Source organism: Paenibacillus sp. EB106-04-04-XG159 (assembly GCF_058791835.1).
Window position 1 is genome coordinate 173,310 of sequence record NZ_JBYTDY010000006.1, and the last position, 13,420, is coordinate 186,729.

13 protein-coding genes are annotated in these 13,420 nt (G+C 47.9%); 2 read left to right on the forward strand and 11 right to left on the reverse strand.

Translation table 11 applies throughout. The annotated features are described in order from the left end of the window. Positions 1-16: 16 nt before the first annotated feature. From AC3WTP_RS09610 to AC3WTP_RS09620, 3 genes are read right to left on the reverse strand one after another with little or no spacing between them, the layout of a single operon-like run. Complete coding sequence (locus AC3WTP_RS09610) at positions 17-508, reverse strand: GNAT family N-acetyltransferase (RefSeq protein ID WP_492394372.1); 492 nt, start codon at positions 506-508, stop codon at positions 17-19. 48 nt (positions 509-556) lie between these two features. Continuing rightward, positions 557-1,063 carry an isopentenyl transferase family protein gene (locus AC3WTP_RS09615; protein ID WP_492394373.1) on the reverse strand — a complete coding sequence of 169 codons (507 nt, stop codon included), beginning with the start codon at positions 1,061-1,063 and terminating at the stop codon, positions 557-559. A gap of 60 nt (positions 1,064-1,123) precedes the next feature. Continuing rightward, complete coding sequence (locus AC3WTP_RS09620; RefSeq protein WP_492394374.1) at positions 1,124-1,603, reverse strand: GyrI-like domain-containing protein; 480 nt, start codon at positions 1,601-1,603, stop codon at positions 1,124-1,126. 253 nt (positions 1,604-1,856) lie between these two features. Here AC3WTP_RS09620 and AC3WTP_RS09625 point away from each other — a divergent pair, with 253 nt between their 5' ends. Continuing rightward, complete coding sequence (locus AC3WTP_RS09625) at positions 1,857-2,231, forward strand: hypothetical protein (RefSeq protein WP_492394375.1); 375 nt, start codon at positions 1,857-1,859, stop codon at positions 2,229-2,231. 12 nt (positions 2,232-2,243) lie between these two features. Next, positions 2,244-2,477: a hypothetical protein gene (locus AC3WTP_RS09630; protein ID WP_492394376.1), complete on the forward strand. Its 234-nt coding sequence runs from the start codon at positions 2,244-2,246 to the stop codon at positions 2,475-2,477. 352 nt (positions 2,478-2,829) lie between these two features. Here the strand turns inward: AC3WTP_RS09630 and AC3WTP_RS09635 are convergent, their stop codons facing one another. The 8 genes from AC3WTP_RS09635 to AC3WTP_RS09670 all read right to left on the reverse strand — a co-directional run bounded on the left by AC3WTP_RS09635 (position 2,830) and on the right by AC3WTP_RS09670 (position 13,415). Then, positions 2,830-3,186 (reverse strand): Rieske (2Fe-2S) protein, encoded by a 357-nt coding sequence (locus tag AC3WTP_RS09635; protein ID WP_492394377.1) that lies wholly within the window; start codon positions 3,184-3,186, stop codon positions 2,830-2,832. Between the two features lie 21 nt (positions 3,187-3,207). Beyond that, the gene (locus AC3WTP_RS09640) at positions 3,208-4,263 is read right to left on the reverse strand and encodes an amidohydrolase family protein (RefSeq protein ID WP_492394378.1); all 1,056 of its coding nucleotides are present in this window, start codon (positions 4,261-4,263) and stop codon (positions 3,208-3,210) included. Positions 4,264-4,278: 15 nt separating this feature from the next. Next, a complete protein-coding gene (locus tag AC3WTP_RS09645; RefSeq protein WP_492394499.1) occupies positions 4,279-5,811 on the reverse strand; it encodes an extracellular solute-binding protein in 1,533 nt (510 codons plus the stop codon). Positions 5,812-5,915: 104 nt separating this feature from the next. Continuing rightward, positions 5,916-6,776: a carbohydrate ABC transporter permease gene (locus tag AC3WTP_RS09650; RefSeq protein WP_492394379.1), complete on the reverse strand. Its 861-nt coding sequence runs from the start codon at positions 6,774-6,776 to the stop codon at positions 5,916-5,918. A gap of 13 nt (positions 6,777-6,789) precedes the next feature. Further along, positions 6,790-7,710: an ABC transporter permease gene (locus AC3WTP_RS09655; RefSeq protein WP_492394380.1), complete on the reverse strand. Its 921-nt coding sequence runs from the start codon at positions 7,708-7,710 to the stop codon at positions 6,790-6,792. A 192-nt stretch (positions 7,711-7,902) separates the two neighbouring features. Beyond that, positions 7,903-10,185, reverse strand: a complete 2,283-nt coding sequence (locus AC3WTP_RS09660) for a helix-turn-helix domain-containing protein (protein ID WP_492394381.1) — start codon at positions 10,183-10,185, stop codon at positions 7,903-7,905. A 436-nt stretch (positions 10,186-10,621) separates the two neighbouring features. After that, on the reverse strand, positions 10,622-12,718 hold the full coding sequence (locus tag AC3WTP_RS09665; RefSeq protein ID WP_492394382.1) for a glucoamylase family protein: 2,097 nt from the start codon (positions 12,716-12,718) through the stop codon (positions 10,622-10,624). 247 nt (positions 12,719-12,965) lie between these two features. Then, entirely contained in the window at positions 12,966-13,415 is a 450-nt protein-coding gene (locus AC3WTP_RS09670; RefSeq protein WP_492394383.1) for a hypothetical protein, read from the reverse strand. Positions 13,416-13,420: the final 5 nt, after the last annotated feature.

Below are 13,420 nucleotides of genomic sequence, written 5' to 3' on the forward strand. Positions count from 1 at the left end.
AACCTCTTCCCTTTCGCTAGAGCTTGGTTACCATCGTAATGGATGTGCCGACCATGCCCACCTCTTGAAATCCGAAGCGCTGATACAGCTTAACCGCCGCTTGATTATCTGGTGCTACGCTTAACGACAGTTCCTTAACTCCCTGCTCGTTCAGCTCTTGGATTAGTCGCTGCATCAGAGCAGTTCCAATCCCGCATCCTCTATATTCCGGCATTAATGCCATACCTAGTTCGGGTACATCGTCAGCGACATATCCGAAACCTTGGTTATCCTCCGTAAAATACCGCGCGGTAATAGACCCAACAGGCTGGCCTTCATGATTGACTGCTTTGTAGCCCAGATCTCCTTCTCTTCCCCACCCATCCATATACTTTGATATATAAGGTTCATTAAGTATATCTCGGCTGAATGGTTCCTGGCCTTCTGAAACGTGCATGGATTCATACAGCATATCCCACAAGAAAGGCACGTCCTCACTAGTTACTGGTCTAATCGAATATGACTTCACAATGATCACCTTTTCATTTCTATATCCAACTGCTTAGCGAGCACACCATTATGGAATTGCCTTCATCAAGTCTTTATTGTGTTTCAACAGCACGACTTTCTCCTGATAACGCTCCAGCAGCTGCATAATCTTCTCTTTATCTACTCTATCGTATTTATGATTCCATTGCAGCATCTTCCAGAGCCCTTTGAGTGTCTGCTTGTAATTGGATCGCTCGATTCGAAGCCTCTGCTTCACGAACCGCTTCACGATTCTAACATCTCTGATATAGACGGGCGTATCGATATAGATGATTAGATCTGCTTCTTCCAAGCTCGCTGCAACCCATTTATAGTAGACACCTTCCACGACCCAGCTCTGCTGCGATACGATGTTGGACAGCATCTCATCTCTGATTTCAGGCGGATTCTTGCCGGCAAATTCAACGGAACTGCTCCACATGACGTTATCCAGCTCATATATGGGTAGTCCCAGCTTCTTAGATAACATCATAGCGGAAGTTGTCTTCCCGCTTCCTGTTGCGCCTATAATATGCACTCTCTGAGGTGGTGTCATGCTCGACTCCTTATCTTATTTGCGTATTGATGTTGCACTGTACCCTGCTATAAATAGAAATCATTTTTTCTGTATCGGAATTAAGATCTCAACAAACTCTTCTTCACCATTTTCTTCATAGTAAAAGATCTCGATCGGGCAAGAGTTATCAAGAAACTTCTGTCTATATCCGTTCTCATTTATCCATTGGAATATCTTCGTATATGCCTCACCTATGGACTTGTTCGTGCAGTTCACCTTTGCATACTCCATGGCAGGCAGCTTGAAGCCTATCATTCCCTCCGGCACGGAGTTCAGATCTTCTACTTCAAGGCATGCAAAATAAGTCGCGAAGATTCCATTGCACATATAAGGGGAGAATAGGGCTTCTTTATTCAACGCATTCGGTATCTCATCTCGGCGATCTTCGAACTGTTTCTGGATCTGAATCGCTGCATCGGGATATGATTGCGGAAAATTAGCTGTAATGCTCTGCCCAACCAATTGAACCTCTCTCGTCGTAATCTCACAATGCATATGCACCATGTTCTTCGTCACCATATTATCGTCCCTCTCCCTTATCATATAGAAGATCAACTCTCGACTCTTATCTATTCGATAACCCCGATTGTATTCCTTTCTAATAATTCCATAATTATGTTGATTTTGATCAATGTGGTCATATGACGAAATCTATTAATTACAGTCTGCTTATCCAGCGATCGAACCATAAGCGCACAACCAAGCAGTTCTCATGCGGACCGTACGGACGTTATTTGCGCGAAAATGGGGGCTTTGGGCTGGTTAGCGGACCGTGGAGCCGTTATTTGCGGTTCATGCGGCTGATTTCCACGGATTGTTCACACATAACGGATCGTCTGTCCGCGGACCCTGCCAAATGGGCCACTTTCAAGCAAATAAGGGCTCCTGTGTCCGCGAGCAGGATGCGACGATTATGCACAACTGGGCAATCGGCAACCTTGGCAGCCGCACAGGTCACGAGCGGACCGTACGGACGTTATTTGCGCGAAAATGGGGGATATTAGCTGGTTGGCGGACCGTGGAGCCGTTATTTGCAGTTCAAGCGGCTGATTTCCACGGATTGTTCACACATAACGGATCGTCGGTCCGCGGACCCCGCCAAATTGGCCACTTTCGAGCAAATAAGGGCTCCTGTGTCCGCGAGTAGGCTGCGACGACTATGCACAACTGGGCAACCGGCAACCCAATCGGCTGCACAGGTCACGAGCGGACCGTACGGACGTTATTTGCGCGAAAATGGGGACTATCAGCTGGTTGGCGGACCGTAGAGACGTTATTTGCAGTTGATGCGGCTGATTTCCACGGATTGTTCACACATAACGGATCGTATGTCCGCCTACCCTGCCAAATGGGCCACTTTCAAGCAAATAAGGGCTCCTGTGTCCACGAGTAGGATGCGACGATTGTGCATGATTGGGCAATCGGCAACCTTGGCGGCCGCTCAGGTCACGAGCGGACCGTACGGACGTTATTTGCGTGAAAATGGGAGATATTAGCTGGTTAACGGACCGTGGAGACGTTATTTGTGGTTGAAGCGGCTGATTTCCACGGACTGTTCACACATAATAGATCGTCGGTCCGCGTACCCTACCAATTTGGCGAAATTCAAGCAAATAAGGGCTCCTGTGTCCGCGAGCAGGCGGCGTCGGGCCACCCTCATAGCAGCATAATAGGCCGCCCCCCGAATAGGAGACCTATTAGGGAGCAGCCCTTCATCAAACCAACTCGTAATGAGACTATGGAATTCATTTTCCGAAGATGACTCCGATCCTGCCGTCCCGCACCTCAACCTCGTACGTCTTGACCCGTACCCTGTCGCTGAATAAGGACTTCCCCGTCTTGATGTCGAATTCCCAGCCGTGCCAAGGGCAGCGGACGATCTCACCCTTTCGAGCGTAATCATACTCATACACGGAAGAAGGAAGGTTCGTACCCGACACATAACCTGCACAGAGAGGAGCCCCTTGGTGCGGACAATAATTGTTCAGCGCGAAATACTCTCCGTTGATGCGATAGATACCGATCTCTCTGCCTTCCACCTGAACGACTACACGTCCGCCCTCCGGGATATCAGCCTCATTCAGCACCATATGAACCGCCATATTAGCCCTTCGCCTCCGGCATTAGAGATTGTACAACTTCTTCGCATTTTCATAGAATACCTTGCGTCTTCCCTCCGGCTTCATCTTGCGCAGGATCTGATCCGGCGCGTCGAAGTCCCAGTGCGGATAATCGCTGGAATAGAGCAGAATATTCTCCGCGTCGAACATATTGAACAGATCGATCAGATGCTGCGGATTATCCGGTTCCTCGATCGGCTGTGTCGTGAGGTAGCAGTGATCGCGAATATATTCACTCGGCAGCCTCTTCAGCCACGGAACCGTGGAACGCAGCGCCTTATAGTTCTTGTCGAGCCGCCACATAAGCGGCGGAAGCCACGCCACGCCACCCTCGACCAGCACCATCTTCAGGCGCGGGTACTTGACGAACACGCCTTCGGTCACGATGCTCACCAGATGCGCCATAAACATCTGCGCGAGGCAGGTGTGCCACTCGATGTACCTCGCCGGGTAACCGGCGGCGGTCGGCGCCGTTGAGCTTCCGCCTCCTTCCGCGCCCGGATGAATCGCGATGGGCAGACCGTTGCGTTCAGCCGCCTCATAGATCGGATGATAGAACCGATGCCCAAGCGGCATGCGGGCCGCGCTGGAGATGATCACCTCAACGACGTCCGGGTGACCTCCCACCCGGTCGATCTCGCGCGCCGCCAGCGCCGGATCGAGCGTGGAGACGGCGATCGCTCCCTTGAACGCAGGGTGCTTGCCAAGCCACTCCGCGATCAAAAAGTCGTTGTATGCGGAGCAGATGGCCGCCGCATAATCAGGATCATGCGTTGACGAGATGTTGTAGACAACTCCCGTCAGAATCGCATACTCCAGATTGTATTTCTCTATGAGCTGCTTAATCATCAGGTCAGGGTCTGACCCCGCCCTGCCCCCGCCTGGAGGTATGGCGTCCTTCTTCATCACTCCGATCGGAGAGTAATACCCCGATCCCGAATATCCGATACCGGATGCCGCGACCCGTGAGCGCCACGGCTCCGGAAGATACGGCACTAGAGCCGAGTCCTCCTGCTCATTATGGATATCGGCATCGATGATCTTGAAAACTTCCGTCAACGCACTCCCTCCCAACTATTTGCCGCCATATGTCCGTGTATAAGCTGTGTTGTACATGTTCAGCAGTTCATCAGAGCCGAGCTTCTTCGCTTGATCGATAAAATCTTGATACGTCTTATCATTGATTGGCACCTTGCCCGTTACGAATTCTGTTAGCTTCTGCTCTAGGAATTTGTTCAAGTTCGTCAGCTTCGACTTCTCAAGCTCCAGCTCTTCATCCGTCTTCACGATCTGCTTCGGCGCTGGAATGATGTACTCCGCATATCTTGCATTTATATCCTTACTCTTATCGCTCAGGCCGCGTTCCCATACTTCACGGGATCTGGCGTTATCCAAGGTGATCATGTCATACCACACGCCCCAATCCTTGCGCAGCACGGTAAATGGAGAAGTGCCGAATTCCTTCATATAGACCGGCTTGCCGTCCTCCATCGTATATGTCTTGCCTTCAATACCCAGCGAAAGGTATTTGGAGCCTTCATCGCTTACCAGGTAGTCGAGGAACTGAACAGCCCGATCCTTATCCTTCACCTTCGCTGAGATCGAGCGGCCTACGGCGCCTACGACCGGACGCGAGAACTGATAATTCTTAACGCCGTCAGCCGCAAATTGCGGGATAGCATCCAGTTCATAGTCGGCTGTCCCAGCTTTGTGAGCCTTCGCTGTAAGCGATTCCAGATCCGCCTTCCAGAAATAAGTAACAAGCGACTTGCCTGTCAGGATGCGTTCCTCCCATTGAGCTTGCGTGATTAACGAATATTCTGGATCTAGCAGCTTCTCCGTGTACAGCTTATTCAAGAATAAGAGAGCATCCTTGTAGCCGTCATGGTATGGTGCGAACGCGTATTTGTCTGTCGTCGGATCGATATTATAGAATCCGTGAATGCCCGTAAATATTCTTCCGAACGTAGTATAGATCCCCGTATCGCCCACTATAGCATTCGCTGTGAGCGGATAGGAGTTCGGTTCCTTCTCCTTGAACTGCTTCAGGAACTGATAGAATTCATCCAGCGTCGTCGGCGCCTTCAAGCCGTGCTTCGTCATCAGATCTTTGCGGCTGTACCAGATGAAGTTGAAGCCCTTGCCTTCGGCATCCCCTTCGATTACGGGAACCATATAGATGCCGCCGTCCGCTCCTGTGGCTACCGCTTTAGCTTCCGGATATTTATCGAAGAAGCTCTTGATGTTTGGAGCTTTATCCAGGTAATCATTTAAGTTAAGGAATATCTTGTCTGGCCCGTGTTCTCTGCCTTCCTGCGTGGTGACCTGAATGAAGTCTGTCGCGGTGTTCGTCGCGATCATAATCTGTTTCTTCTCAGCGAGCCCTTCCTGACTGACCACCTGGAAATCAACCGATACGCCTGTCTTCTCCTTAATCTCCTTGAATATATCCCAATCCGTGCGAACCTTGCCCTCGGTCCGGTCATATACGAGCCAAGAGAACGTTATCGGCTTCTTAGAGCCTCCGCCCCCGTCGCCGCTATCGGACCCCTTACCTGAACATCCCGCTGCAAGTACCCCGATCAACAAGCATGCGGTTAGAATCATGGCTACATATTTTCTCTTCACGCTTCTACCTCCCTTTTTTCATATCAGAACCACACACGATATAGCGATAGATTCCATGAATCTACAACTATCCAACTATTCAACTATCCTTTAATTCCGCCGATCATAGTGCCTTGAATAAAATACTTCTGCAAAAACGGATACACGCACAAAATAGGCAACGTCGCGATAATGATCATGGCGTACTTCAACGTCTCCAGGTAGGTTAGATCGCCTTCGCCCTGCACATTCGTTCCAGCTATCAATATGTTGCGGAGCATAATCTGCAACGGATACATATTGCGGTCACTCATGTAAATCAACGCTTCGAAGAAGGCATTCCATTGGTTAACGGCGGTGAACAAGCCGATCGTCACGATAACAGGCATCGATAGGGGCATGACGACCCGAGTCAGCACTTGCAAGGTACTGCATCCGTCTATCGTCGCCGCATCTTCCAATTCAGCAGGAAGCGCCTCGAAGAAGGTTCGCATAATGAATAGATACCAGGTGCTGATCAATGTCGGGAGGACCATGGCCCAGATCGTATTCAACAAGCCCAATGACTGAACCACGAGAAAGGTCGGAATCATTCCGCCGCTGAACAGCAAGGTAAATGCAGCCAGCATCAATATGATTCGGCGTCCAGGCAGCCACTTCTTCGACAATGGGTATGCCATGGCCGCAGTTGCGATTAAGGTGAGCACAACGTGAAGAACTGTATAGCGAATCGTATTCCAGTAACTGATCCACAGATCCGAGTTATAGATTAATTGCTCATAGGCGATCCAAGTGATATCCTTCGGCCATAGCAGCACATCTCCTCTTGCCACCAGCGCATTGTTAGAGATCGAGGCGGAGAATACATAGATCATCGGATAGACCATGACAATGATAAACAGGATCAAGAAGCCATAATTTAAGATGTCAAACAGCCGTGACCCAACACTTTCTTTGATCTTCATATCCGTCCGCCTTTCACCATAGACTGGTCTCCGAATATTTGCGAACGATACGGTTGGCTGACACGACAAGAATAAGCCCGATTAGGGATTGGAACAGTCCGACAGCCGTAGCAAAGCTGAAGTCCGCATCCAGAATACCTCGCCGATAAACGAACGTATTGATAACATCTGAAGTCTCATAGTTCATAGAGTTGTACAACAGCAATATTTTCTGGAATCCGATCTCCATGAAATTGCCGAGCGTAAGCACAAACAGAATGATCATGACAGGCAGCATGCCTATGAGCGTAATATGACGAATCTGCTGAAACCGATTCGCCCCGTCCATCTTGGCCGCTTCATATAAGGTAGGATCGATCCCTGCGATCGCGGCAAGGTAGAGAATCGTTCCCCAGCCTATCTTCTGCCATATCTCCGAACCGACGTATATCGTCCGGAACCATTCCGGCATCCCCAGAAACATGATTGGCTCCATACCGAATATTTTCACTAGAAGATGATTAATGACACCTGTGGTCGGCGAGAGAAAGGTAACCAGTATCCCGGCGATAACGACCGTGGACAAGAAGTGGGGCATGTAGCTGATGGATTGTACCAGTCTCTTAAAAAATTTGCCGCGAATCTCATGGAACAAGATCGCCAATACAATAGGTGCTGGGAAATGAAACAATAGGTCATACATATTCAGCATCACTGTATTGCGAATCAGCTTCCAAGCATCCGGGGTCACATAGAAGAACTCGATGAAATGCTTAAGTCCGACAAACTTGCTGTCCCATATGCCTCGACCTACAGAATAATCCTGAAACGCGATAACGATCCCATACATCGGCATGTATCTGAAAATGATGTAGTACAAGATCCCAGGAAGCATGAGCAGATACAGCGCTTTATGGCGTTTCAATATATACCAGATGCGAGAACTTCTTGACACAACCTCCCCCCCTCTTCGCAGTGTATTGACGGCGGATTGAGCGCCGTAGGTCTAACTATAGGCAGCCGTTATTGGAGCGTAAAGCGTACTTATTTGTGTAAGGTAGCAATTCTTACAGCCTTGCAGTATACAGAAAAAAGACGCATTCAGGAAAAAAAAGAGACTTCAGAAAATAATGAAGTCTCTCGCTGGCTACTGATGAATCGCACGGTATTGTGCAGGGGTGATCCCCTCATATCTGCGGAACATGCGGATAAATGAATTGCGCCCCCAATATCCTACCTTCTCGGCGATATCGTCAATCTTCCAGTCCGTCGTCAGCAGCATCTCTTTTGCTCTCATCAATCTATATTTCGCGATGTAGTCCACATATTTCTCCCCGACTTCTTCCTTGAATGTACGGCTAAAGTGTCCTACTGACATGTTCAAGGTTTCCGCAAAATAATCGATCGACAGCTCCTCATCATAGTGCTCGTGAATGTACGTCAGAATATCATTGAATTTCTTGACCTTATCTCCGAACTCTGCTATAGGAAATAGGTGTCCGTGAATATCTGCAAAGCACGCCTTGAGCTCATCACCCGTGATGCATCGATTCAGCTTCTGATACAGATCCGCATAGAAGGACACATTGAAATCCTTGCGGTCAACTTCAACCGCGCGAATCCACGTATTCAGAATATCCGTGCACAGTTGCTTCATCTGGACGACCGTCGTATTCATGTGAACGCCCTCATCAATCACATCGTATACATACTGAAGCAGCTTGTTATACTCGCGTGTCTTGTATTGGTTCAGCATATGTGTTACTTCCTGCACCGATAAGAAGGTATCGCACGGGACAGAATCAGCTTCCGTGTTGACCGTGCAGATCTCAATGTCTGAATGAAGTCTCCGCCGTTGAAGCGCAGACATCGCAGTCTCATACGACAGATGCAGATCTTCGATGGTATGCACATTCTGGCCGATGCCGATCGACGCTTTGAAGTAGGTGCTGTATAGCTGCAGCGCCATCTTCAATAGGTTCGCATCCTCCATCGAAGTTAGATGGAGGAACGGATCTTGATGGACGACACATGCCAGCGTATCCGGCTTCGTCTGGCAGAACCAGATCGTCGGGGGAAACAGTTGATGAATGCGCTCCTTAAGCTCCGCCATCAGAAACGATCTCGAGGATTCGGATAGCACTTCGTATTCCGCGCTGTAATGAAAGGCAATGCACAGAACGGTGCGCATTGCTTTCTTGCTGTACGTGAATCCGATCTCCTTCGCATACGTTTCGATCGACAGTTCATCCCGATACTCGCCCAGCAGCATCTTCGCGATAAAGTGCTCCTGAACGATAGGCAGCATGCCGTTGATCAGCTGGGATAACTGCTTATTCTCGATTACCAGCAGCCGGGAGAAGCGGTTAATGACATCAAATTCGTTCTCTCTTGCACCCGCCTGACTGGTGGCAGGGCGATGGGACTTCAAGTTCTCTTGGATCTCCATGATCGGCCGATAGATGCGGCGGCTCAACATATACGATACGATGCTCCCCACCATGAGGAAGAAGGCCAGGAACAGCCAGATGATCATTCTGGTCATATCCGCGGGCTTCATCAGCAACTGCTGGTCTATGATACTCAGATAATGCCAAGCATCATCGAAACCGGATGGAACGACTAGCAGCGCCTTGTCTCCATTGATCATATACCTCGTTTCCTTGCTGTCACTCAAGTCTTGGCGGGGAAGCACATTCAGCAGGCTAATCTCTTCCGTATCCAGACCAGCTCTGCTTAGAACTTGCCCTTGGGTGCCGATTATAGCGGTTCCCGTCACCCATTCCTGCTGAATGCGTATGAGCTCCTGCAGCTTATCATGTTGAACGTTAACGACGAGATACACATCTGGAGAGTTCGTATTGAAAGGATAGCTCATCACGGCGGGAATGACAGTACCCTGCTGCTCTAAGAAGCTCATCATTTTTTTACCCATAAAATTCGTCCTAAGAGACGTTTGCTGTTGTTCGGTCAGCGGATAGGAATAGTTAAAGTAATAGTATTTGTCCGTATAGATATCAGCATCAATCACCAGGTCATGTTGTACAAAGTACAAATACGCTTTGGACACTAAAGCTTCCGATTGCAGCTTGTTCAGCTGCTCCCGCAGAACTTGAATCAGCTCAGCGCGTTGGAAGGGATCCTGATTCTTATCCTCCACTGCGTTCAACAGACTGCGAATGTTGGAGTTGCTGAGCATGTTAATCATATTTGTCTTCAGCCTATTGAACTCGGTATCAGCCTGCTCCGTAAATTTGCTAATCATCATGTTGTTCAGCTTCTTAGCATCCTCTTCAATCAAGCTGACGACTAGAAGATGCACCAGTATGCTGGCGACAATCACCGGAATAAAGATCAACATAAAGTAATTGATAAAGTGCCGCCAAAAAAAGGCCGCGCGAAAGGAGGGAGTTGAAGATTCAGGAAACACTTAGACCACCACCTATGCTTGGAATGTTGAACATATGGATTACGTCGCGATTTCAACATCAGGTACTGGCATTCTATTTGTTGGAAGTATATGTAATCTTGGTATTAACCTAATATAACGCATTCGAGCAAAATAATTTGTCCGTTGGTGTCGGCATAATTGTGCGGCTAATAAAATCTTCTCATGAGGGGGGATTTCCGATCATTGTAGTCCAGCTGATTAGATATAATGTAATATCGTGCGACCGCTCAACAAAAAAAAGCCGCAGAATCTGCGGCCGAGTCAAAGCAGAACTAGTTTTCCACTGCCGAAGATTATGAAATCTCTGCCTAATTGCTGCTTGAGCTTCATTATTTCCTCGGCAATATTCCAGATAATCCCCGCCCAATACTCATTTCAACCTAGAGTTCACTTTTCATAACATCTTACAAAAGAATTATGGCTCCACCACCGGACCGTAAGCAGGACTCTCCAATGTTTTACCTTCAATGCCTTCACGATTAACAGACGTGATCGCGACCTTGAGATGCATTCCTTTGTCTTCCGCCTTAACGGTATATCTGCTGGCATTCGCTCCAGCTATCTCAGTATATTCACCATACTTATCCGATGCGGATAGCCACTGATAGCGCGTCTTGCCCTCTGGACTGCCATTCACATCAAGATAAGTATATGATCCCGTTAACTCCTCGCCAACAGTGACTTTACCTTCAACCAATGGATTCGTGCCTAACGGTCGATTGGACGCAAATTGAATATCATCCATGTAAAAGGTTCCCTGAACCTGTTCTTCTCCAGGCTGGGCAATGAACATCAATGTGTTCATCGTGGTTAGCTTCGCCTTCTCTTCCTTAGAGAACTCCCATACGAACTGGTTCCATTTGTCACCTTTTGAACTAAACTCTTTCTCGATGCTATTGCCCGAATCGCCTTCAAGTTTAACTAACAGCTTGACTTTCCCTTTCACATTAAAGCTCAGCTCATCCATATCGCTGAAGTCGACCTGATCGAATTGAGCATTAAAGTAAGACGAGGCGGCATTCTTCTTATCGTATTCGACTTTCATCGACTTTAAGCCCGTATATGATTCCTCATTCGATTCTTGCAGCGTATACATTTGATCGGATGTGTTCATTTGCCAGCCGTCATGATTTCGGTTGCCTTCATAATCATCTACAACTTCAGTACCTAGCTGTGTCAGACCAACCATCTTCATCCCAGCCTGAATGTACTTGTTCTGGTTCATTAGATCCCATATGAGCCCTGTGCGATAGTTCTCGATCATAATCATCGAAATGCCCTTATCAATTCCGATAACATCCTCTCCATAGTAAGCAGGAGAAACATCTAAGTTATAGGAGTCCTGAAAGCCATATTGACCTTTCAATTCCGGAATTGAGTTATAATGACGCATGGCAGCAAGCACATCTTCTGGCGCAAATACGATCGACCCGATCGCACCCGCTGGAGGAACCGTCCCATCAATTAAATGCTGATCATTGTTAAATCCAGTCGGCGCTGAGCCGTAACGACCTTGATAACCATTTGGACCATCAGATGCCGTTAATCCCCATGAATTCGGTCCAAACGTCTTGAACTGCTCCGCTTGATCGATGCTGAATTGACGGCTTGTCTTCGTCGCAATAACGGAGTTATCCCACCAGTTTACATTTTCCTCATCGATCTTATAGCGGAGGTCGAACCATGCATATGAGAATTGATGAGTAAAGATCGATCCGAACCAAGAATGGATAAATGGCGGATAGTGGCCATACGACCCTGTTTCCCGAATAAAGTCATAGAACATATCAGGATTTACAGGATGCGTTGGTGAAGCAGCTCCAAGGAAGTACAGCATAAATTGCTCACCGTAAAAGTCCCATGCTCCCGTGAATCCATGTTCCGGAGAATATCCCATATAGAATTGGTTCGTGTCCTTATTGCGATACCATTCCCAATCCACATTCTTATAGAGCTGCTCTGCCTTCTCTTTGACTTCCCCGCCAAAATATTCTCCTGCCGAGATAGCTCCACTTATAAAAATGGCCGTATCGATAACCGATACTTCGCTATTTCCGAAGCGCTGCGCTGTATCCATATCTAAAAAATGATAGAAGAAGCCATTAACCTGCTCCGCCTTTGTCAGCATCGTATCAAGTGTTCCCAGTATGCGCTCTTCTGCTTGTTCCTTCGTAATATATTCGCGCTCTGCCCCGATCACAATCGCCGACATTCCAAAGCCAACCGAAGCTACACTGCTCATGTCCGCATTTCCGGGCGCTCGGTCACGAATCAATCCATATCCATCGCTATTCGGATCTGTATTCGCTTCATTCCAGAAAAAATCAAATGACTTGCGAGTCTCTTCCTCCAGCATCTCCTCATCGCCAGGCAACAGTGCTGCTTGCTTAGGTAACGATTGAACCGGTGCGGCTGGTTGCGACAGAATGGGTATCAACACAAGAGTGAGCACGATCATCCCCGTAATACACAGTAGTAATATCCTCTTTATGCTAACGCTTTCATTCTTCATTGCAATTCTCCTTTACATGCTGTAATAGAACACATAATGAATGATAAGAGCCTTTGCCGCGATCGAAACGTTTCGAAAATAAAGCAAAAAAAGTTACTACCCATGAAGTACAGCAGCATCAACGGCTATTCCATCCTATTTTTTCGTTTATTATGTACCATTTTATATATAAACGTTACGATTTATACTTAATATATCGACTGAAACCGCTTTCGTCAATAGAGGATCTTACTGTCCATTTTAGTTGCTATTGAACCTCAATGACGAACACATAGCTCGAACCGCCCTTGTTCCACCTCGCATAGATGTCATAGATGTACACGCCTTTTTCCTTAGGCACGGTCAGAACGTTTCCGTTGAGATTGGCTTGTTTCGGACCACTCTCACCCAGCCAGATATTCGCACCTAATGTGTCTTCATGCGGCTTCTTCCCGAAACTAATAGTCAGCTGAGCTTCTGGTGAAACAACCACAGGCTTAACGCCTTCATGTTTTACCATCATCGGAGGAGATGCCATATCTGCACATTTTGATCGGAACATCTCGGTCCAGCAATAGGAGCCTTGTAACGCAGCAACTTTATCCTTGCCCGCTTGAATCGTCGGTGAAGGGGGACCCCAACTGAATAGCTCCTTGACCAGCCACCCAACAGAAACGATTACGATCACAACAATCGCGACAGTTACAGCTTTCTTCATGCTAT